This is a genomic window from Stenotrophomonas sp. NPDC047960, assembly GCF_043204395.1.
Classification (GTDB): Bacteria; Pseudomonadota; Gammaproteobacteria; order Xanthomonadales; family Xanthomonadaceae; genus Stenotrophomonas.
The window spans coordinates 731,236-752,322 of the sequence record NZ_JBIDBX010000001.1 but is presented as its reverse complement, the minus strand read 5'-3'; the positions used below and the strand labels follow the sequence as shown (position 1 = coordinate 752,322).

Below are 21,087 nucleotides of genomic sequence, written 5' to 3'. Positions count from 1 at the left end.
TCTCCAGGGAACCGGTGGATTTTCCCGCCCGGCTCGGCGCCCAGCCAAGGAACGCCACACGACAAAGGGAAAAGATTAGCCATAGTACCGTCAGCTCTCCCGCCCCATCAAGGAGCAGGAGGATTCAGGCGTTCAGATACGCGGGGTGACCCAGTCGACGACGGCGGCCAGTGCCGAAGCAAGGGCGGGCCCGTCCTCACCACCACCCTGGGCGAGGTCCGGGCGGCCGCCGCCCTTGCCTCCGATCTGACCGGCGATGTGAGACAACAGTTCCCCGGCCTTTACCTTGCCTGTTGCGCTGCCGTTCACGCCGGCCACCAACGCTGCCTTGCCGTCCTGGGTGCCGGCCAAGACAATCACCGCATCGCCCAGCTGCTGCTTGAGGCGGTCGATCGCCTCACGCAGTGCCTTGGCGTCGAAACCTTCAAGGCGCGCGGCCAGAATCTTGACGCCATTGACCTCAACCGCCCCAGCGCCCAGATCCGCGGTGGCGCCGGCGGCCTGCCTGGCCTTCAGCGCGTCCAGTTCGCGTTCCAGCTTCTTCTGGCGTTCGCCGAGCTGGCGGATCTTGTCGACCACCTCGCCGGCATTACCGCCCAGCAGCGCAGCCGCTTCGGCCAGCTGCGCTTCTTCATGGGCCACGTAGTCCAGCGCGCCCTGCCCGGTCACCGCTTCGATACGGCGCACTCCGGACTGGATGCCGCCTTCGGAAGTGATCTTGAACAAGCCGATGTCGCCAGTTCGCGACACGTGCGTGCCACCACACAGTTCCGTGGAGTAATCGCCCATCTTCAGCACGCGCACGTTCTCGCCATACTTCTCGCCGAACAATGCCATCGCGCCGAAGTCGAGCGCTTCCTGCATCGCCATGTTGTGCACTTCGACAGCGTTGTTCACGCGGACCTGCTCGTTGACCCTGCGCTCGATCAACGCAAGGTCCTGCGCGCTGATCGGCTCGAAGTGCGAGAAGTCGAAGCGCAGGCGGTCGGGGGCGACCAGCGAACCCTTCTGGTGCACGTGGGTGCCCAGCACTTCCCGCAACGCGGCGTGCAGCAGGTGGGTGGCGGAGTGGTTGAGGATGGTGGCGCCACGACGCTGGCCATCGACCTTGCCACTGAGCACGTCGCCGATCTTCAGGCTGCCCTCGGTCACGCGGCCAACGTGTCCATGGAACTGGCCCGCGAACTTCTGCGTGTCGGTGATCTGCAGCTGTACACCGTTGCCGGACAGGGAACCGGTGTCGCCCACCTGGCCACCCGATTCGGCGTAGAAGGGGGTCTGGTCGGTCAGTACGATGACGTCATCGCCGGCCTGTGCCGCGTCCACCGGGCGACCGTCCCTGAGCAGGGCCACCACCGTCAGGCCATCGGCCTGCAGGCGGTCATAGCCGAGGAAGGTGGTCGGCTTGAGGGTGGCAACCAGATCGGCCGACAGGGTCACGCCGCCGCCGAACTTGCCGCCCTTGCGGCCATCTTCGCGCTGCTTCTCCATCGCCGCGTTGAACCCGTCGATGTCCACCACCAGGTCACGCTCGCGCGCGATGTCCTGGGTCAGGTCGAGCGGGAAGCCATAGGTGTCATACAGACGGAACGCGTCCACGCCCGGAATGACGCCGTTGGTCACCTGCGCGGCCACGTCGTCAAAGATCTTCATGCCCGAATCGAGCGTCTGTGCAAAGCGCTCTTCTTCGGCCTGCAGCGCGCGCACCACGATGTCGGCCTGGGCCGGCAGTTCCGGATACGCCTCGCCCATCTGTTCAACCAGGGTCGGCACCAGCTTGCTGAAGAATGGCTGGCGCACGCCCAGCATCCAGCCGTGGCGCAACGCGCGACGGATGATCCGGCGCAGCACGTAGCCACGGCCTTCGTTGGACGGCAGCACGCCATCGACCACCAGGAACGAACACGCGCGGATGTGATCGGCGATCACGCGCAGCGACTTGTTCTCCAGGTCGGCCATGCCGGTCAGTTCGCTGGCCTTTCGGATCAGCGCCTGGAACAGGTCGATTTCATAGTTGGTGTGCACGTGCTGCAGGATCGCCGCCAGGCGCTCCAGGCCCATGCCCGTATCCACGCACGGCGCCGGCAGCGGCACCAGGGTGCCGTCGGGCTGGCGGTCGAACTGCATGAACACCAGGTTCCAGATTTCGATGTAACGGTCGCCGTCTTCGTCCGGCGAGCCCGGCGGGCCACCGGCGATGTGGGCGCCGTGGTCGTAGAAGATCTCGGTGCACGGGCCGCACGGACCGGTGTCGGCCATCTGCCAGAAGTTGTCCGAGGCGAACGGAGCACCCTTGTTGTCGCCGATGCGCACGATGCGTTCTTCGGGAATACCGACCATGTCGCGCCACAGCGCGTAGGCCTCGTCATCGGTCTGGTAGACGGTGACCAGCAGGCGGTCGGCCGGCAGCTTCCAGACCTGGGTCAGCAGTTCCCAGGCCCAGGCGATGGCGTCCTTCTTGAAGTAGTCGCCGAATGACCAGTTGCCCAGCATTTCAAAGAAGGTGTGGTGGCGCGCGGTGTAGCCGACCTGGTCCAGATCGTTGTGCTTGCCACCGGCACGCAGGCAGCGCTGCACGTCCGCCGCACGCACGTAGCTGCGCTTCTCGGCGCCAAGGAACACGTCCTTGAACTGCACCATGCCGGAGTTGGTGAACAACAGGGTCGGATCATTGCCCGGCACCAGCGGTGCCGAGGGAACGATGGTGTGGCCCTTGCCCTTGAAGAACTCAAGGAAGTCGCTGCGGATCTGGGAGGTGGTGAACTTGGCGGATTCGGTCATGGGGGGCTGGCTGTCTGCGGGCCGGTCGATCCTTCGCACGCAGCCCCAATGGCCGGGTGTCGATTGCAGGACCGCCGAAACCACAAAGGGTATCAGGCCCGGGGCCCAGGGACACGTCGCCCGTGCCGTTCCTTAATCTTCCGGATCGAATCGGGTCGCCCGGCGGATGCTGTCGCCGTCGAAGCCCCGTCGGGCCAGCAGATCGGCTGCTTTGCGGCGCTGGGGCAACTCCTGCGGCCCCGCTTCACCAAACCGGCGGCAGACCAGGTCCCGGGCGTTTTCGGTCCAGTCGCCTTCGAAGGTGTCCATGGCGGCCGCGATCTGTTCACTGTCCAGCCCATGGGTGCCCAGTTCGGCCCGGATGTGGAGCGGTCCATAGCCCGTGTTGGCGCGGATCCGCACCAGGTTCTCGGCAAACCGGGTGTCGTCCTGCCAGCCCGCTTCGGTAAGCTTTTCCACCGCGGCGGTGGCGGCCTCACTTTCGATGCCGCGGGCGGTGAGCTTGCGGGTGAGCTCCTTGCGCGAATGCTCGCGGCGGACCAGCAGGCCAAGCGCACGCTGGACCGGGGTCTGTTCACGGACGCGGCGCTTGCGGCCGGGTGCCGGGGCGTCTGAGTCGTGCATGCGGGATCTCGGAAAACATAAACCCCGGGACAGGGCGAGCGTCACTGACGGCGCTGCCCTGCCCCGCGGGAAACTTACTCGGCGTCGTCGCCGTCGTCGTCACCGCCTTCACGCGGCGCTTCGGTCGGCTGGAACTTCTCGCGCAGCTCGGCTTCGAGGCGCTGGGCCACCTGCGGATTGTCGCGCAGGTAACCGCGGGCGTTGTCCTTGCCCTGGCCGATACGTTCTTCGCCGTAGCTGTACCAGGCACCGGCCTTTTCAACCAGCTTGGCTTCCACACCCATATCGATCAGCTCGCCTTCGCGGCTGATGCCTTCGCCGTACAGGATCTCGGTGATGACCTGCTTGAACGGCGGAGCCAGCTTGTTCTTGACGACTTTGATCTTGGTCTGGTTGCCGATGATCTCGTCGCCCTTCTTGATCGCGCCGATGCGGCGGATGTCCAGGCGGACCGAGGCGTAGAACTTCAGGGCGTTGCCGCCGGTGGTCACTTCCGGGCTCTGGCCAGGCATCATCACGCCAATCTTCATGCGCAGCTGGTTGATGAATACCACCAGGGTGTTGGAACGCTTGATGTTGCCGGTCAGCTTGCGCAGCGCCTGGCTCATCAGGCGGGCCTGCAGGCCGGGCAGCTGGTCGCCCATTTCGCCCTCGATTTCAGCCTTCGGGGTCAGCGCGGCAACCGAGTCAACCACCACGATGTCCACCGAACCCGAACGGACCAGCATGTCGGCGATTTCGAGCGCCTGCTCGCCGGTATCAGGCTGGGACAGGAGCAGATCGTCCACATTCACGCCCAGCTTGGCGGCGTAGATCGGGTCCAGCGCGTGCTCGGCGTCGATGAAGGCGGCGGTGCCGCCCTTCTTCTGGCATTCGGCGATCGCCTGCAGGGTCAGGGTGGTCTTGCCCGAGGATTCCGGGCCGTAGATCTCCACCACACGCCCCTTCGGCAGACCACCGATACCGAGCGCGATGTCCAGCATCAGCGAACCGGTCGGGATGATCTCGACAGCCTCGATGACACGGTCGCCCATGCGCATGACCGAACCCTTGCCGAACTGCTTTTCGATCTGGCTCAGGGCGGCGGTGAGGGCGCGCTTTTTGTTCTCGTCCATCGGGTTGGTCCTTGCAGAGGTCATGTCGTTGGAGGGGGTGTCTTTGGAGGTCTTCTTGGCCACGGGGTCACTTTAAGGTTGGCGTATCGCACAGGCTGAGATTCTGCCCGGCGTTCGGAAAAAAATTATCGGACATCCGTACCAACCTCAGCCAAACCAGAGAATCGCCACAAAAGACCGTGCATGTCGTGCGTTGAAGGAATCAGCGGTTCGGGCGCAGCAGCCCGCAATAGAGGCCTTCGATGGCGAAGTCCTGGTCCGGCAGGACCTCGATCGGCTTGTAATCGGGATTGCGCGGCAGCAGCCGGATCCGATCCTTGCCCATCTTCAGCAGCTTGACGGTGATTTCGTCATCGATGCGCGCCACCACGATCTGCCCCGAGCGGGCGTCGCGGGTGCGATGCACGCCGATCAGGTCGCCGTCGAAGATGCCCTCGTCAATCATCGAATCGCCCTGGACCTTCAGCAGGTAGTCCGGCGCGGGCGAGAAGAACACGCGGTCCAGCACCACGAAATCTTCCGAGCCGATATCCGCGCCGATCGGCAGGCCGGCCGCGACCCGGCCCAGCACCGGCAGGCGCAGCACGTGGTCGGGCAGCGCGGCCACCGCCAGCGAGGCCGGCAGTCCGTCCTGCAGCGGCGGCGCCTGCACCAGCCGGATGCCGCGGGCCTGGCCGGGAATGCGACGGATCGCCCCGGCCTGTTCCAGCGCTTCCAGGTGGTACTGCGCGGCCCGCACGCCCTTGAAGCCGAACGCACGGGCGATTTCCGTCTGCGACGGCGGCGCGCCGTCGGTCTCGATGCGCTCGGCGATCAACTGCAGGATCGCCTGCTGGGTATCGGTAAGGTCCATGGTTAGTAGTAATACTACTAACACCCGACACAATCAAGCGCCGGCCAAAAAAAAGCGAAGCCAATGCGTCCGTATCCGGGCCTCGCCGCGGGCACGCAGCAAATCGTAGTGCCACGCCATGCGCGGCAACCGCGCGCAGGCGCGGCCCAAGCGCCCGAAGACAGCCCAGCATCATCCGGCACGACCCATCCAGCGTTTACACGATCCGAAGCCGCCCGTCAGACATCAATGACCCCATGTGCCCCTCACGGATTCCGTCCCGACCGCCAGATCGAAAACAGGATCCACACCCCACACACCCCCGCGCCCACGAATCCGGCCACGCCCAGCGCCAGCAGCCAGCGGCTCGACAGCCCACCCACGCTGTGCATCACGATCGAAGACCCGATGATCAATGCAGCCGTCACAATCCCCACCACCAGCCGGTTCGCGGCCCGATTCACCTGCTCCCCGAACCCCTGCAGGGCGGTCGTCTCTACTTTGAGCTGCAACCGCCCCCGCCGCGCCATCTGCACCAGCTGGCGCACATCGCGCGGCAGGTCACCGGCCAGATCCAGCAGCCCGGCCACGCTGCGCTTGCCCCGCTTGAGCAGGGCCGATGGCGCGAAGCGCTGCCACATCACCCGCTCCAGGAACGGCCGCGCGGCAGTGGCCATGTCGAACTGCGGATCGAGCTGGCGCCCCATCCCTTCCAGGGTCAGAAACGTCTTGATCATCAATGCCAGGTCGGCGGGCAGGGTCAGCGCGTACTGGCGCAGCAGCTGGGTGATGTTGCCCAGCATCAGGCCCATGTGCAGATCCTTCAGCGGCACGCCGCGGTACTGGTCGACGAAGGTACTGATGTCCTGCTGCAGCCGCGATTCGTCCACGTCCACGCCGCCGGACCAGTCCAGCAGCACATCGGTGACCGACTCCGGTTCCTGGCTGACCAGTCCATGCAGCAGCTGCGCGACCTGGAACCGCCGCTGTTCCGAGATCGCCCCGACCATCCCGAAGTCGATCACCCCGATCCGGCCGTCACGAAGGTAGATGATGTTGCCCGGATGCGGGTCGGCGTGGAAGCAGCCGTCTTCCAGCACCATCTTGAGCACGATGCGCCCGCCGATGCGGGCAAGGCGCACCCGGTCCAGCCCGGCCGCATCGACGCCGGCGAGGTCGCGGCCAGGGATGCCGTCCACGAAGTCCTGAACGTTGAGGCTTTCGCAGGTCCACTGCCAGTGCACCCTGGGAATGAAGATGTCATTGCGCCCGGCGAAGTTGCGCGCGATGCGCTCGGCGTTGCGGCATTCGGCGGCGAAGTCCAGCTCGCGTCGCAGCGATACCTGGAACTGCTGTACGACCTCGGCCGGCCGGTAGCGGCGCATGTCCGGCAGCCGTGCTTCAACGATCTCGGCCAGCCGCGCGAGCAGGCGCAGGTCGGCTTCGATGACCTCGCGGATGCCGGGGCGGCGGATCTTCAACACCACCGCGCTGCCATCGTGCAGGGTGGCCCGATGGGCCTGGGCCAGCGAGGCCGCCGCCAGGGGGATTTCGTCAAGCCAGGCGAACACCTCGGCAGCCGGTGCCCCCAGGTCCGCTTCCAGCTGCTCGCGGATCTGCGCGTACGGCAACGCCGGCACCGCGTTCTGCAGTTCGGAGAATTCGGCGATCCAGTCCGGCGGGAACAGGTCCACGCGGGTGGCCAGCACCTGGCCCAGCTTGACGAAGGTGGGGCCCAGGTCTTCCATTGCCCGGCGCACCCGCACCGGCGCGGTCATGCGCAGGATCTGCCGGGTGTCATTCCAGTGCAGCAGGCGGCCGGCGCGTTCGAGCACGTCGGCCAGGCCGATACGACGCACCAGGTCGCCGAAGCCATAGCGGATCAGGACCGAGGCGATTTCCTGCAGGCGTCCCAGGTCACGGACGGTTCCCAGCGTTTCCCACATCGGTGCACCCTCGTTCGACAGCAGGGCTCAGGATGTCACAGGGCCGGGAAAATTCCCGTCAGCGCCTGCTGCACGGTCTGCCGGCGGATGGCTTCGCGGTCGCCCTGGAACTGGAACAGCTCGGCACGAGCATAGCCACCGCGCTGCTTCCAGCCGATCCAGACGCTGCCCACGGGCTTGTCCGGGCTGCCACCCCCGGGACCGGCGATGCCGGTCACGGCCACGGCCATGCCGGCACCGGAGTTGACCAGCGCGCCGGACACCATCTCCAGCACGGTTTCACGGCTGACCGCGCCGAACTGTTCCAGGGTGTGCGCGCGCACGCCCAGCAGCCGCTGCTTGGCCTCGTAGCTGTACACCACCATGCCGCAGTCGAAGAACGCCGACGAACCGGCGATGTCGGTCATGGCCTTGGCGATCCAGCCACCGCTGCAGCTTTCGGCAGTGACCAGCTGCAACGCGGCCTGCTGCAGGCGCGCGCCGACCTCACGGGCAAGCGCGTCCAGTTCGGCATCGGTGGGAACAGTCACAGGCTCACCATTCGGGCAGTTTTTCCGGGAGCAGCGCGCGGATCGGGCCGCCGTCGTCAGCGGCGGCCAGCTTCTCCGCTTCGGCAATCGGGATTTCCACCTGCAGCAGCCAGCCGTCCTCGTCACTCTGTTCACCGCGCACCACTTCCAGCTGGTGCAGGCGCGAACGGAGGCGACCGGCGGTCGGCGGCAGGCGCAGGTCGCCACTGACGTGCTGCAGGCCCAGGCGCTTGCCGAGCACCGATTGCAGCAGGTCCAGGCCGAGCCCCTCACGGGCCGAGATCCACACGCGCTCGCGGCGGGCGGTATCGGGGATGCCGTCCTGGCCGTCGTGGCGGACCTCGCTGCCTTCGATGCGATCGATCTTGTTGAAGACCAGCAGTTGCGGCAGTTCGCCCGCGCCCACTTCGTTGAGCACTTCGTCGACCTGGGCGATGCGCTCTTCGCGGTGCGGATCGGCCGCATCGATCACGTGCAGCAGGAAGTCGGCTTCGCGCGCTTCGCTCAGGGTCGCGCGGAACGCGGCCACCAGTTCATGCGGCAGGTCACGGACGAAGCCCACCGTGTCGGCAAGCACCACGTTGCCGCCGGGCACCGCAATGCGGCGCACGGTCGGATCCAGGGTGGCGAACAACTTGTCGGCGGCGTACGCCTCGGCGCCGGTCAGGGCATTGAACAACGTCGATTTACCGGCGTTGGTGTACCCCACCAGGGCCACGCGCGGCAGCTCGCTGCGCACGCGGGCACGGCGCATCTGGGTACGCTGCACTTCAACCTTCTCCAGCCGCTTCTGCAGTTGCTCCACCCGCTTCTGCAGCAGACGGCGATCGGTCTCGAGCTGGGTTTCACCCGGACCGCGCAGGCCGATGGCGCCGCCGCGCTGGCGCTCCAGGTGGGTCCAGCCCCGGACCAGCCGGGTGGACATGTGGCGCAACTGCGCCAGTTCCACCTGCAGCTTGCCTTCGTGGCTGTGTGCACGCTGGGCGAAAATGTCCAGGATCAGGCCGGTGCGGTCGATCACCCGTCGCTCGAGGAACCGCTCCAGGTTGCGCTCCTGCGAGGGCGAGAGCGCATGGTTGACCAGCACCAGGTCGGCGCCCGTCGCCTCGGCGGCCGCCTTGATCTCGTCCAGCTTGCCCGAGCCGATCAGGATCGACGGGTTGGGCCGGTCGATGCGCGCGGTCAGGGTGGCGGCAATGCTGGCGCCGGCCGAACGGGCCAGGTCGGTGAACTCCTCCAGCACATCTTCCTCCAGCCGACCGGAGTGCGGCTGGATCAGGAGCGCGTGTTCGCCTCGCTTGGAACGGTCAAACACGCGCGTCTCCGCTGTTGCTTACTTCATTCAACGTCGTCTGCTTCCTGGGCGCCATCGGCGCCACCTTCATTGGACTGCACATAGCCACCACCGGGACCCACCCGGACGTTGCGTGCCGGCACCACGGTCGAAATGGCGTGCTTGTACACCATCTGGCTCACCGTATTGCGCAGCAGGACAACGAACTGGTCGAACGATTCGATCGTTCCCTGCAATTTGATGCCATTGACCAGATACACCGACACCGGCACGCGTTCGCGCCGAAGTGCATTCAGAAACGGATCCTGCAGCGATTGCCCCTTGGACATTGCACACTCCTGATTATTGTTTTTATGATCTTCCGGCAACTGCCACGGCCCCCGCCACCGGAACCCCCGATGGTACACGGGCCAGGGGCCAGGCGCTGTGGCTCAGCGGGCAACAAAGGCCGCTACGGCATCCGCCAGGGAATTCCCTTCCATATGGGGATCGAACCAGCGCGCATCAAGCTCTCCGCGCAGCCACGTCAACTGACGCTTGGCCAGCTGCCGGGTGGCGTAAATGGCCTTTTCACGGAAATCACGCGCACTGCCCTGCCCGTCCAGGAACTCCCAGGCTTGGCGATAACCCACCGCGCGGATCGCCGGCAGGTCAAGCGGCGCACCGATCGCCTCCATCGCGGGCAGGGCGCGCAGCGCCCGCACCTCGTCCAGGAAACCCTGGGCAAGCATGGCGTCGAAGCGGGTTTCGATGCGCTGGTGCAGCACGCTGCGCTCGCGCGGCGCCAGCACCAGTTTCAGGCAGCGCACCGGCAGGCGGTCCTCGCCGGGCAGCTTCTGCCACTCACTGATCGGCCTGCCGGTCAGCCGGTGGACCTCCAGCGCCCGCTGGATGCGTTGCGGGTCGGTTGCATGGATGCGCGCTGCAGCGACGGGATCGACCCGGGCCAGCTCTGCGTGCAATGCCGGCCAGCCCCGTTCGGCAGCCTCGGCACCGATCGCCGCGCGGGTGGCCGGGTCGGCCGGCGGCATCGGCGACAGGCCCTGCAGCAGGGCGCGGAAGTACAAGCCGGTGCCGCCAACCAGGATCGGCATGTGCCCACGCGCGATGATGTCGCCGACCACGCGCGCGGCATCGGCGGCGAATTCAGCCGCTGAATAGGTCTGCCATGGATCGCGCAGGTCGAGCAGGTGGTGGGGTGCCTGCGCGCGCTCGGCGGCGTCCGGCTTGGCCGAGCCGATATCCAGCCCGCGATAGACCAGCGCCGAATCAACGCTCACGATCTCCCCGCGCAGTTGCCGCGCCAGTGCGATCGCGGTGGCGGTCTTGCCCGCCGCGGTGGGGCCCATCACCGCGATCGCCAGCGGGCGCCGGTCAGCGCCCATCAATCCTCGTCCGGCCAGCGGGGCATTGCCGGGGCCGCATCCACCCGCGGCATCGGCACCGCATCGACCGCCGCCCACACGCTCAGTGCGTCCACGGTGGCGGCGACGTCGTGCACGCGCAGGATCTTCGCGCCGCGCTGGGCGGCGATCAGATGCGCGGCCACCGAACCGGCCACGCGCTCGCGTGGCACCTCCCGCCCGGTGAGCTCACCAATGCTGCGCTTGCGCGACAGTCCGGCCAGCATCGGCACGCCCAGGTCCAGGAAACGCGCCGAGCGCGCCAGCAGAACCATGTTGTGGTCGGTGGTTTTGCCGAAGCCGAAGCCGAGGTCGATGATCAGGTTGCTCTTCGCGATCCCGGCCATCTCGGCCGAGAAGATGCGTTCGGCAAGGAAACGGTGCACGTCGGCCACCACGTCGTCGTAGTGCGGGGTGTCCTGCATGCTGCCGGGCTCGCCCTGCATGTGCATCAGCACCACGGGTACCCTGAGCTCGGCGGCAGCGGCCAGCGCGCCGGGTTGGCGCAGCGCGTGGATGTCGTTGATCAGGCCGGCACCGGCGGCAACGGCGGCACGCATCACCTCCGGCTTGAAGGTATCGACGCTGATCGGCACCGGGGTCTGGCGGGCCAGCTGCTCGATCACCGGGATGACCCGGCGCAGCTCCTCGTCCAACGGTACCGGCGCGCTCCCGGGCCGGGTCGATTCGCCGCCGATGTCGAGCAGGTCGGCGCCTTCGGCCACCAGCTGCAGGCCATGCGCAACCGCCGCTTCGGCGCTGTCGTGTGCGCCACCATCCGAGAACGAATCCGGGGTGACGTTGACGATGCCCATGACACGCGGGCGGTCGAGCCGCAGCACGCGACCGGCGCAGTCCAGCTGGGGAGAAGTATCGAACATGGGTTTTCCACGAAATACGCCAGCGCCTAGTTTACGCTGGCGTACTCCGATAACCCGCATCGCGCGGGGTCTGCCCGGCTAGAAGTCGCCCAGCTTGGCCTCGTCGGTCGGGTTTGCCAGCCATTGGGCCAGGTCGCTGCCGATGGCGGTGACCACGCGCTCGAGCACGTCGCAGGAACCCTTGAATCCGCCGAACGCGCCGCCGCGGGACACCCGACGCGCGGTCACGGCGGCCACCTTCTGGCCGTCCTGGGTCAGCACGCCGCGTACGGTTGCCGACTTGAAGTGACCGCTGAAGGCGTTGCCGGCACTCTGTGCCTCCACCAGCTCCAGCTTCAGCGCCCGCCCCGTGGAGACGGGCTGCGAATCGAAGGCGATCGTATTGCCGAACTTCGGGGCACTGCTGCCCAGCGCGGTCGCAAGCTGCGCGCCCATGCGGCACTCGGCCTTGATGTTGTCGGCGATATAGGCCGACTCCGAGAACGGAATCGGATCCTGCACGTGGATGGTGTCCGCCATGGCAGGCGTGGCAAGGCAGAGCAGCACGGCAGTCGCCGCGCACAGTGAATGACGCATGATATTCCCCCTGGAATGATGGCAGCGGTTGCGAGGTGCAGCCGCGCCCGCGCATCGTGCCGATTGCCGCGTCGCAGCGCAAGGGCTCAGCGGCGGCGACGCCTGCGGTCAAGGTACAGGGTCTTGGCCACACTCAAGACAATGCCGAGCACGATGCCGACGATGCCGCCGAGCAGGTAGTTTTCGCTGAGCAGACCTACCGCGGCACCTGCCACCGTGGCGATCACCATTTCGGTGGTGTGCGAGACCGGGGGCGGCGGCGTGGACATGGATACTCCGGGGACAGATGTGGGGCAGCCCTCATTGTCGCCCGGATTGCCTGCCCCGGAAACGATGAAGGCCGGGTTTCCCCGGCCTGCATGCGTTACCTGTCCATCGTCAGAGCTGCTCGGCAGGCCCGGCGATCGGCGGCACCGGACGGGCGTCGCCGCCCTTGTCGTTGTTGTTGCCACCGTCCTTGTTGGATTTGCCCCATCCCATCGGCGGCGGCGGATCGCGGCCTTCCATGATGGCGTCGATCTGCGGGGCATCGATGGTCTCGTATTGCAGCAGCAGCTGGGACATCGTGTGCAGCTTGTCGAGGTTGGCGGTGACCAGCTCCGTGGTGCGGGCGTAGGCCTTGTCCAGGATGCTGCGCACCACTTCGTCGATGCGGCGCGCGGTATCGTCGGACACGCTCTTGTGCTGGGTGACCGAACGGCCCAGGAACACCTCGTCGTCCTCTTCGCCATAGGCGATCGGACCAAGCTCGTCGGACAGGCCCCACTTGGTGACCATGTTGCGGGCCATCTTGGTGGCACGCTCGATGTCGTTGGAGGCACCGGTGGTGACCTTGTCGGCACCGAAGATCAGCTCTTCGGCCACGCGGCCACCGTACAGCGAGCACAGCTGCGATTCGATCGCCACGCGGTTCATCGAGTACTTGTCGCCTTCCGGCAGGTACATGGTCACGCCCAGCGCGCGACCGCGCGGGATGATGGTGACCTTGTAGACCGGGTCATGCTCGGGCACCAGCCGGCCGACGATGGCGTGGCCGGCTTCGTGATAGGCAGTGAGCGTCTTTTCTTCTTCGCTCATGGCCATCGAACGGCGCTCGGCACCCATCAGGATCTTGTCGCGGGCGCGGTCGAAGTGCTCCATGCGCACTTCCTTCTCATTGCTGCGGGCGGCAAACAACGCCGCTTCATTGCACAGGTTGGCCAGGTCGGCGCCGGAGAAGCCCGGGGTGCCGCGCGCAATGACCATCGGCTCGACGTCGTCGGCCAGCGGCAGCTTGCGCATGTGCACCTTCAGGATCTGCTCGCGGCCCTTGACGTCGGCCAGCCCGACCACGACCTGGCGGTCGAAGCGGCCCGGGCGCAGCAGCGCCGGGTCCAGCACGTCGGGACGGTTGGTGGCGGCGATGACGATCACGCCCTCGCCTCCCTCGAAGCCGTCCATTTCCACCAGCAGCTGGTTCAGGGTCTGCTCGCGCTCGTCATGACCGCCGCCCAGGCCGGCACCGCGATGGCGGCCGACGGCATCGATTTCGTCGATGAAGATGATGCACGGGGCCTGCTTCTTGGCCTGTTCGAACATGTCACGCACGCGGCTGGCGCCGACGCCGACGAACATTTCCACGAAGTCCGAACCGGAGATCGAGAAGAACGGGACCTTGGCTTCACCGGCGATGGCACGGGCCAGCAGGGTCTTGCCGGTACCGGGCGGGCCGACCATCAGCACGCCGCGCGGGATCTTGCCGCCCAGCTTGGTGAACTTGGTCGGATCGCGCAGGAAGTCGACCAGTTCGCCGACTTCTTCCTTGGCTTCGTCGCAGCCGGCGACATCCGCGAAAGTGACCTTGATCTGGTCTTCGCCCTGCAGCTTGGCGCGCGACTTGCCGAAGGACATCGCGCCCTTGGCACCGCCGCCACCGCCCTGCATCTGGCGCATGATGAACAACCAGAAGCCGATGATCAGGATCACCGGGAGGAAATTCATCAGGATCGCGCCCAGCGAGATGCCGCTGGACGGCTCTTCCTGGACGATTTCCACGTTCTTGGCGCGCAGGATGTTGATCAGGTCGCGGTCCATCGGCGCGGTGATGGTGGCCGACTGGCCGCTGCGCGTGGTGTACGAGATCTGGTTGGTGCCACTGCGCATGTCGCCGCTGAAGGTGACCTTCTGGACATTGCCGCCGTCCACCTGGTCCAGGAACTGCGAATACGTGGCGCCCTGGGCACCGGCGCCGCTGCTCTTTGGCGAGAAGCTCTGGAACACCACCATGAGCACCACGGCGACGACCACCCATAGCAGGAGGTTCTTGGTCAAGTCGTTCATCCTCATTGGCTCCGGTGTTCCTCTAATGCCTGACGCTATTGGTATGGTTGAGCTTACTTGATCTGGGTCCGTTTGCCCTGCCCCAAGGCATACACCTCGGGCGAGCGCTTCCGGGACGCTTCAGGCTTGCGGATGACGACCTTGTCGTACCGGCGGCGCATCTCGCGCACGTAGTCGTCAAAGCCCACGCCCTGGAACAGCTTGATCAGGAACGCACCGCCCGGCTTGAGATGGTTGTCGGCGAAATCCAGCGCCAACTCCGCCAGGTGCATCATCCGCGGCTGGTCCACCGCGTCCATGCCACTTTTATTGGGGGCCATATCCGATAGCACAAGGTCCACCGGCTGATCCCCAAGCATGGCTTCGAACTGAGATAGGACGGCCTGCTCCCTGAAGTCCCCGTGAAGGAACTCCACGCCGGCCAGCGGCGGCATCTCCAGGATGTCCAGAGCGAGCACCCGACCGGTGTCGCCGATCTGGCGCCGGACCTGCTGGGACCAGCCTCCGGGGGCGGCGCCCAGGTCGACCACGACCATATGCGGCTTCAGCAGCCGGTCACGCGCGAGCAGCTCCTCCAGCTTGTAGGCCGCGCGCGAGCGCATGCCCTCGGCCTGGGCCTTCTTCACGAAGGGATCGGCGAAGTGTTCTTTCAACCAGCGTTGGCTGCTCTTGCTGCGGGAAACCATTGGAGATAGGGCCGGACGGGGTGGTCATGATACCCTGATCGCCCCAGTTAACCGCTTGTTCCTGAATGTCTATTGTCCTGACCTCGTCCCAGACCCGCTTCCTTCGCGGCCAAGCCCATGATCTGAAAGCCCTGCTGCAGATCGGCGGCAAGGGGGTCACGCCGGCCTTCCTGGCTGAACTGGACGAAGTCCTGGAGCGCCATGAACTGGTCAAGGTGAAGGTGGGCGCGGAAGACCGTGACGCCCGCGATGCCATGATCGCCGAGCTGGTCCAGGCCTCCGACAGCGCGCTGGTGCAGCGCATCGGCCACGTGGCCGTGCTGTACCGCCCGAGCAAGGAACAGCGCCAGATCGTGCTTCCGCGCGGCTGATCGCCATGCAGCTGAACCACGAGATTCCCGATTATGCCTTTGCGTTCCGCGCTGTCGGCGCCGATTCCGTGGTCCTTGAAGACCGCGAGCAGGTCCGCACGCGAGAGCTGGGACAGAGCTTCATCGTCACCCCGCAGGCGCTGATGGAGACCTGGCCCGCACCGCGCACGGCCAGGGAACTGACCCCGGAACACCTGGAGCCGGTGCTGGCGCTGGCGCCGGAGCTGGTCATCCTGGGTACCGGTGCGGCGCAGCAGTTCCCGTCAGCCGCCGTCCTGGCGGCCTGCCTTACCCGTGGCATCGGCATTGAAGTAATGACCAATGCGGCCGCCGCGCGGACCTTCAACCTGCTCGCCAGCGAGAGCCGGAAGGTAGCTGCGGCGATCCTGCTGCCGGGCTGAAATTCGCTGATTTCGTTCAGGAAAGGCTGCCGTTGGCAGCCTTTCCTGTGTCGCTTGACCAGACCCTGCAGCGACGCATGGCGTCGCTCTACCGGGGCGGCAGGTACAACAGCGGGTCGACCGGCTTGCCGTTGTAGCGGATCTCGAAGTGCAGCATGTCGCGGGTGGTGCCGGTGCGGCCCATCTCCGCGATCTGCTCGCCTGCCTTGACGCTCTGGCCTTCGTTGACCAGGCGCTTGCGGTTGTGACCGTACGCCGACAACCACTGATCGTTGTGCTTGATGATGATCAGCTCGCCGAAACCGACCAGCCCGGCACCTGAATAGACCACCACACCCGGCGCGGTGGCGCGCACCGGCTGGCCACTGCTGCCGGCGATATCCACGCCCTGCTTGGTGACGTCGGCACCGACGAAGCGGCCGACGATGGCACCATCGGCCGGCCAGCGCCAGCTGATGTTGCTTTTGATCGCGGTGGTCGGCGACGGCGTCGGCGCAGGCGCCGGGGTGGGCGTGGTGCCGCCCGGTCGCGGCGCGGTCACGACGGTGGTCGGCGCGCGGCCCGGCGCGCTGCCGCCCGGGTACAGCCGCAGGACCTGGCCTGGATAGATCGTGTACGGCTCGGCCAGCCCGTTCCAGGCCGCCAGGTCACGCGGAGTGATGTTGTGGATGCGTGCCAGCGCGTACAGCGTATCGCCACGGCGCACCACGGCGGTCTGGCCGGGCTTGGCCACCGAGGTCTGCGGCGTGGTGTGCGCGGTGCGCCCGCCGGAGGGCTTGACCACCGTGGCCGTGCCACAGGCACTCAGGGTGGACACCACCAGCAGCAGTGCGGTCAGCCGTGCGGCCCCGCTCAAACGATCAGCACTCATGCGAACTTCGACCTCCAGACAAGCCAGGCCACCAGACCCACCACCAATGCGGTGGCGATCCAGCCCAGCGGTTCAATCCAACGCCGCAGCGCCGCTTCGGCGCGCGCCCCGCCAATGCGGATGACGGCAGCAAGCACATACACGCGCTTGCCCCGGCCGATCAGCATGCTCAGGAAATACTGCGGCAGCGGCACCCCGACGATACCCGATGCCCAGGTGAAGACCTTCATCGGGATGGGCATGAAGCCACCCAGCACCAGGAAGGTGAACACCGCCCACGGCGATTCGGCCATCTTGGCCTGCACGATGGCGATGCCGCCTTCGATGCTGGACAGCATGCCCATCGCGGCGAACAGCGGCTTGATCGCTTCAAACGCGTAATGGCCCAGTGCATAGCCGACCAGCGCGCCGGCCATCGAACCGGCCAGGCTGAGGGTGGCGAACCACCAGCCGCGCTTGGGCTGGGCCACGCACATCGGCGCCAGCATCACTTCCGGCATCACCGGGAAGATGATTGCCTCGATGAAGCTCAGCACCGTCAGGTAGGTCGGGGCGCGCTCGTGCGCGGCCCACTTCATCGCCCGCTCGTACAGCGGACCAAAAATCTTCATGACGCAACGCTCCTTGGAATCAGTCCAGCATGCCAGACAGCAGCGGCACGAACGTGACCGGCGCCAGTACCTGCTGTTCAACGCTGCCGTCGTCGCGACGGGTCAGCTGGATCAGCGACTGCGCCCCTGCCCCGCCGACCGGCGCGACCAGGCGTCCGCCCACGGCCAGCTGTTCGACCAGCGCATCGACCAGCGCCGGCGCGGCCGCGGTCACCACGATGGCATCGAACGGCCCGTGTTCGGCCCAGCCGATGCGGCCATCGTCGTGCTTGCTGCGGATGTTCATGCCCAGCGCACGGAAGCGCTTGCGCGCCTGGCGCAGAAGGTCGCCGATGCGCTCAACGGTGTAGACCTCCAGCCCCAGCGCACCGAGTACGGCGGCCTGGTAACCCGAGCCGGTGCCCACTTCCAGCACTTTCTTCGGCGCCGACTGCAGCACCGCTTCGGTCATCCGCGCCACCACCCACGGCTGTGAGATGGTCTGGCCGTGGCCGATCGGCAGTGCGGTGTCTTCATAGGCACGCGAGGCCAGGGCCTCATCGATGAACAGATGCCGCGGCACCACCCGGATCGCATTGAGGGTGGCCTCGTCGGCGATCCCGCTTTCGCGCAGGCGGTCGACCAGGCGGTCGCGCACGCGCTGGGAAGTCATGCCGATCCCGACCGCTTCGGGCTGCAGGCGCAGGCGCTGGCTCATGCCGGCCGGTCCAGCGCGGCGGTCAGCCCGCCCACCCAGCTGGCGACCTTTTCCAATGCCTGGTAGCGGGTCAGATCGACCTGGATCGGCGTGATCGAGATGAACCCGTTGCGCACGGCGTGGAAGTCCGTGCCCGGCCCCGAATCCTGTTCGCGCCCGGCCGGACCGATCCAGAACACTTCATTGCCGCGCGGGTCGCGCTGGGCAATGCAGCCTTCGGCACGGTGGCGGTTGCCCAGGCGGGTCACTTCGAAGCCACGCACCTCCGCCCACGGCAGGTCGGGCACATTGACGTTGAGGATGGTGTCGGCCGGCAGCGGGTCGGCCTTGAGCCGGGTGACGATCTCCACGGCGGCGCGCGCGGCCGTTTCGAAATTGCGCGGATCGTGGTTGTGGGTCACCAGCGACATGGCCACTGCCGGCAGGCCGAGGAAACGCCCTTCCATCGCGGCCGATACGGTGCCGGAGTAGATGACGTCGTCGCCCAGGTTGGCGGCGTTGTTGATGCCCGACACCACGATGTCCGGGTCGTATTCGAGCAGGCCGGTCAGGGCCAGGTGCACGCAGTCGGTGGGAGTACCGGCCACCGAACAGGTGTAGTGGTCGATGCGCTTGACCCGCACCGGCAGGTCCAGGGTCAGCGAGTTGCTGGCGCCGGAGCGGTCGCGGTCGGGGGCGACCACCATCACGTCGTGACCCACCTCGCGCAGCACGCTGGCGAGCATCCTGATGCCGGGCGCATCGACACCGTCGTCGTTGCTGACCAGGATCCGCATCTGGGTTTTAACCGCTTGATTGTTCAAGACTTCATTTCCATCACTTTCCAGCGTTGGCGGGGCCGGCCTTCACCCGTTACGGGATCACCGACCGCGCAAGTGCGTCAGCTATTGTGCCGCAACCGGGCAGATCGGCCTACCCCGGCGGGAGGTAGGCACGGCCGATCCAGGGCATTAGGCTGTACGCATGTCACATCCTGAAGACGAAGATCCGGCCGCGTTGTTCCGCGCCGCCATCGGCGAGGTCACGCCACTGCGCAAACCGGTGGCCGCGCCTCCGGCAACGCCGCGGCCGAAGCCGCGTGCACGCATGGCCGAACAGGACGAGGATGCGGCGCGCGGCGAGTTCGCCCGGCTGCTGCGCGACAGCAGCCCCCTGGAGGCCGGCGACACTGCCAGCTACCGGCGGGAGAATCTGCCGGCGCGGATGTTCCAACGGCTCAAGCGCGGCCAGTATTCGGTGCAGGACGAACTGGACCTGCACGGCGCTACCGTGGCGCAGGCGGAGGCGCTGCTGCGCCAGTTCCTGCTGGAGGCGCACGCGCACGAGCACGGCTGCGTGCGCATCATCCACGGCAAGGGGCTCCAGTCCGATGGCGGTGCGCCGATCCTGAAGAACCTGGTGGACCGGCTGCTGCGCCAGCGCAATGACGTGCTGGCATTTCATTCGGCGCCCGCCGGGCAAGGCGGGACGGGCGCGGTATTGGTGCTGTTGGCGAACCGGTGAGATCTGCGCCGCCCGGACACGCAGGGCGATTTGCGGGCCTGTTCGGCATGGCGTTGACACGCATGGCGTGTCTGCAGGGTCATTCCGGAGCCGTCGCGCCTCCGACGTCATTGACCTGGCCCAGCTCATGCAATACGGCGGTGGCATAGCACCCCGGCGGCAGCGCGAACGTCAGTTCGAGGACGTCCGCTTCCAGCCAGCGATGCTGCAGGTTGGCCGGGCGCAACCGCAACGCGCGGCGCTCCTGCTTCAGGCGCGCGCCTTCCAGACCGGTGCGCAGCTGCAGCGACTGCTCGTCGCTGATCGCGCCCAGTTCCAGCCCCGCCGCTGCACCCGTGCTGCGCAGCTCACCCTCGCCCCACAGCGGACCGCTGGGATGAATGTCGAAGCGGCCCAACCGATCAGCCAGCAGGTCGGTCCACGGTTCGGGACCGAACACGCTGCGGCTGCCATCGAGCATCCACACTTCACCCTCCAGCGGGCTGTCCCAGTTGCCCTGCGCGACGCGTTCGGCCAGCACCTGGTTGAACAGCGCCGAGCGTGCGGCCGAGAGCAGCAGCGAGCGCTGGTCGGGGCGCACGCGGCGGCCGCCAAACATGGCCAGCGCGGCCGGCACGTTGCCGCCATCGCGGCCGAAGCGCTGCTCGCCGAACCAGTTGGGCAGCCCACGCGCGGCGATCAGCGACAGCCGCTCGTCGATCGCCTTCGCCTCGCCCTGCACGTTGCGCAGCACCAGCCGGAACCGGTTGCCGGCCAGCGCGCCGCGCTGCAGCTTGCGGTTGTGCCAGGTGGACGCGACCACTTCCACTTCATCGGAGGCCAGCAGTGCGATGTCCGGCGCGATCCGTTTGGGCAGGTGGACGCTGAACCGCTGGGTGGTGACCGCATGCCGGTCCTTCATGCCGGCGTAGCTGACCGCCATGTCCGGCAGGCCGGCCCACTTCGCCAGCAGCTTGGCCACGTGCACGGTGTTGGCACCGCGCTTGCGAATGGTCAGCAGCAGGTGCTCGCCCTCCCCGGTCGGCTCGAACGCCGGCAGCTCGTCCACCTGGAAATCTTCGGGGGTGGTGCGGATATCAGCGCGCAGCAGGGCTTCGCCAAAGGCCAGCGGCAACGGAATCACAGTGCCACCAGCAGCACGACGGCCTGGGCGGCGATGCCTTCGCCGCGCCCGGTGAAACCGAGCTTCTCGGACGTGGTGGCCTTGACGCTCACTGCATCCAGCGGGACACCGAGCAACGCGGCGATGCGCTCGCGCATGACCAGCGCGTGCGGGCCGACTTTGGGCCGTTCGCAGATCACGGTGATGTCGGTGTTGCCGACCTGCCAGCCGCGTTCGCGCAGCAGGCTGTTGCAGTGGTCCAGGAAACGACTGCTGTCGGCATCCTTCCAGCGCATGTCCGACGGCGGGAAGTGCTGGCCGATGTCGCCCAGCGACAGCGCGCCCAGCATGGCATCGCACAGGGCGTGCAGGATCACATCGCCATCGCTGTGCGCCAGCACGCCGCAGCTGTGCGCGACGCGGATGCCGCCGAGCATGATGTGGTCGCCCTCGCCGAAGGCGTGGACGTCATAACCCTGCCCGATGCGGACCGGAGGAAACGGGGTGTTCATGGCAAAAACCTGCGTTGATGGCCGGCGTGCCG

General features: G+C 66.8%; 23 protein-coding genes. 3 read left to right on the top strand and 20 right to left on the bottom strand.

What is annotated here, in order from left to right; genetic code table 11:
- Window positions 1–132 precede the first annotated feature (132 nt).
- From alaS to rlmE, 14 genes are all read right to left on the bottom strand, one after another.
- Window positions 133–2,781 (bottom strand): alanine--tRNA ligase, encoded by a 2,649-nt coding sequence (alaS, locus tag ACGFZ3_RS03630; RefSeq protein WP_392916491.1) that lies wholly within the window; start codon window positions 2,779–2,781, stop codon window positions 133–135.
- Between the two features lie 132 nt (window positions 2,782–2,913).
- Complete coding sequence (gene recX / locus ACGFZ3_RS03625; RefSeq protein ID WP_392916488.1) at window positions 2,914–3,405, bottom strand: recombination regulator RecX; 492 nt, start codon at window positions 3,403–3,405, stop codon at window positions 2,914–2,916.
- A gap of 74 nt (window positions 3,406–3,479) precedes the next feature.
- A complete protein-coding gene (gene recA, locus ACGFZ3_RS03620) occupies window positions 3,480–4,520 on the bottom strand; it encodes a recombinase RecA (protein WP_392916485.1) in 1,041 nt (346 codons plus the stop codon).
- Window positions 4,521–4,722: 202 nt separating this feature from the next.
- On the bottom strand, window positions 4,723–5,373 hold the full coding sequence (lexA, locus tag ACGFZ3_RS03615; RefSeq protein ID WP_392916482.1) for a transcriptional repressor LexA: 651 nt from the start codon (window positions 5,371–5,373) through the stop codon (window positions 4,723–4,725).
- 245 nt (window positions 5,374–5,618) lie between these two features.
- Window positions 5,619–7,298, bottom strand: coding sequence for a 2-polyprenylphenol 6-hydroxylase (ubiB, locus tag ACGFZ3_RS03610; RefSeq protein ID WP_392916478.1), 1,680 nt, complete (start codon window positions 7,296–7,298; stop codon window positions 5,619–5,621).
- 35 nt (window positions 7,299–7,333) lie between these two features.
- Window positions 7,334–7,828 (bottom strand): CinA family protein, encoded by a 495-nt coding sequence (locus tag ACGFZ3_RS03605; protein WP_392916475.1) that lies wholly within the window; start codon window positions 7,826–7,828, stop codon window positions 7,334–7,336.
- Window positions 7,829–7,832: 4 nt separating this feature from the next.
- Window positions 7,833–9,143 carry a ribosome rescue GTPase HflX gene (gene hflX, locus ACGFZ3_RS03600; protein ID WP_392916472.1) on the bottom strand — a complete coding sequence of 437 codons (1,311 nt, stop codon included), beginning with the start codon at window positions 9,141–9,143 and terminating at the stop codon, window positions 7,833–7,835.
- Window positions 9,144–9,166: 23 nt separating this feature from the next.
- A complete protein-coding gene (hfq, locus tag ACGFZ3_RS03595; RefSeq protein ID WP_392916469.1) occupies window positions 9,167–9,451 on the bottom strand; it encodes an RNA chaperone Hfq in 285 nt (94 codons plus the stop codon).
- Window positions 9,452–9,553: 102 nt separating this feature from the next.
- Window positions 9,554–10,507, bottom strand: a complete 954-nt coding sequence (gene miaA, locus ACGFZ3_RS03590; protein ID WP_392916466.1) for a tRNA (adenosine(37)-N6)-dimethylallyltransferase MiaA — start codon at window positions 10,505–10,507, stop codon at window positions 9,554–9,556.
- Window positions 10,507–11,406 carry a dihydropteroate synthase gene (gene folP, locus ACGFZ3_RS03585; protein WP_392916464.1) on the bottom strand — a complete coding sequence of 300 codons (900 nt, stop codon included), beginning with the start codon at window positions 11,404–11,406 and terminating at the stop codon, window positions 10,507–10,509. The genes miaA and folP overlap by 1 nt, the downstream gene beginning before the upstream one ends.
- A 78-nt stretch (window positions 11,407–11,484) precedes the next feature.
- Window positions 11,485–11,982: a hypothetical protein gene (locus ACGFZ3_RS03580; RefSeq protein ID WP_392916461.1), complete on the bottom strand. Its 498-nt coding sequence runs from the start codon at window positions 11,980–11,982 to the stop codon at window positions 11,485–11,487.
- A gap of 86 nt (window positions 11,983–12,068) precedes the next feature.
- On the bottom strand, window positions 12,069–12,251 hold the full coding sequence (locus ACGFZ3_RS03575) for a hypothetical protein (RefSeq protein WP_392916458.1): 183 nt from the start codon (window positions 12,249–12,251) through the stop codon (window positions 12,069–12,071).
- A gap of 109 nt (window positions 12,252–12,360) precedes the next feature.
- Window positions 12,361–14,301, bottom strand: coding sequence for an ATP-dependent zinc metalloprotease FtsH (gene ftsH, locus ACGFZ3_RS03570; protein ID WP_392916455.1), 1,941 nt, complete (start codon window positions 14,299–14,301; stop codon window positions 12,361–12,363).
- 53 nt (window positions 14,302–14,354) lie between these two features.
- A complete protein-coding gene (gene rlmE, locus ACGFZ3_RS03565; RefSeq protein WP_068850870.1) occupies window positions 14,355–14,987 on the bottom strand; it encodes a 23S rRNA (uridine(2552)-2'-O)-methyltransferase RlmE in 633 nt (210 codons plus the stop codon).
- Window positions 14,988–15,052: 65 nt separating this feature from the next.
- On the opposite strand from rlmE, the gene yhbY reads away from it, so the two are divergent.
- Entirely contained in the window at window positions 15,053–15,358 is a 306-nt protein-coding gene (yhbY, locus tag ACGFZ3_RS03560) for a ribosome assembly RNA-binding protein YhbY (protein WP_392916451.1), read from the top strand.
- A 5-nt stretch (window positions 15,359–15,363) separates the two neighbouring features.
- The gene (locus ACGFZ3_RS03555) at window positions 15,364–15,759 is read left to right on the top strand and encodes an Mth938-like domain-containing protein (RefSeq protein WP_392916448.1); all 396 of its coding nucleotides are present in this window, start codon (window positions 15,364–15,366) and stop codon (window positions 15,757–15,759) included.
- 88 nt (window positions 15,760–15,847) lie between these two features.
- On the opposite strand, the gene ACGFZ3_RS03550 is transcribed toward ACGFZ3_RS03555, so the two are convergent.
- Genes ACGFZ3_RS03550 through surE form a run of 4 tightly spaced genes read right to left on the bottom strand, consistent with a single transcriptional unit; the run spans window position 15,848 to window position 18,714 of the window.
- Window positions 15,848–16,630 (bottom strand): peptidoglycan DD-metalloendopeptidase family protein, encoded by a 783-nt coding sequence (locus tag ACGFZ3_RS03550; protein ID WP_392916445.1) that lies wholly within the window; start codon window positions 16,628–16,630, stop codon window positions 15,848–15,850.
- Window positions 16,627–17,241, bottom strand: a complete 615-nt coding sequence (locus ACGFZ3_RS03545; RefSeq protein WP_392916442.1) for a YqaA family protein — start codon at window positions 17,239–17,241, stop codon at window positions 16,627–16,629. The genes ACGFZ3_RS03550 and ACGFZ3_RS03545 overlap by 4 nt, the downstream gene beginning before the upstream one ends.
- A 19-nt stretch (window positions 17,242–17,260) precedes the next feature.
- Entirely contained in the window at window positions 17,261–17,938 is a 678-nt protein-coding gene (locus ACGFZ3_RS03540; protein WP_392916439.1) for a protein-L-isoaspartate(D-aspartate) O-methyltransferase, read from the bottom strand.
- Window positions 17,935–18,714, bottom strand: a complete 780-nt coding sequence (gene surE / locus ACGFZ3_RS03535) for a 5'/3'-nucleotidase SurE (protein WP_392917581.1) — start codon at window positions 18,712–18,714, stop codon at window positions 17,935–17,937. The genes ACGFZ3_RS03540 and surE overlap by 4 nt, the downstream gene beginning before the upstream one ends.
- Window positions 18,715–18,901: 187 nt before the next feature.
- Here surE and ACGFZ3_RS03530 point away from each other — a divergent pair, with 187 nt between their 5' ends.
- Window positions 18,902–19,441, top strand: coding sequence for a Smr/MutS family protein (locus tag ACGFZ3_RS03530; RefSeq protein ID WP_392916436.1), 540 nt, complete (start codon window positions 18,902–18,904; stop codon window positions 19,439–19,441).
- A 79-nt stretch (window positions 19,442–19,520) separates the two neighbouring features.
- Here ACGFZ3_RS03530 and truD read toward each other — a convergent pair whose 3' ends face one another.
- Together truD and ispF are read right to left on the bottom strand one after the other, a co-directional pair.
- The gene (gene truD / locus ACGFZ3_RS03525; protein ID WP_392916433.1) at window positions 19,521–20,564 is read right to left on the bottom strand and encodes a tRNA pseudouridine(13) synthase TruD; all 1,044 of its coding nucleotides are present in this window, start codon (window positions 20,562–20,564) and stop codon (window positions 19,521–19,523) included.
- Window positions 20,561–21,055, bottom strand: coding sequence for a 2-C-methyl-D-erythritol 2,4-cyclodiphosphate synthase (gene ispF / locus ACGFZ3_RS03520; RefSeq protein WP_392916430.1), 495 nt, complete (start codon window positions 21,053–21,055; stop codon window positions 20,561–20,563). Before ispF ends, truD begins: the two co-directional genes overlap by 4 nt.
- Window positions 21,056–21,087: the final 32 nt, after the last annotated feature.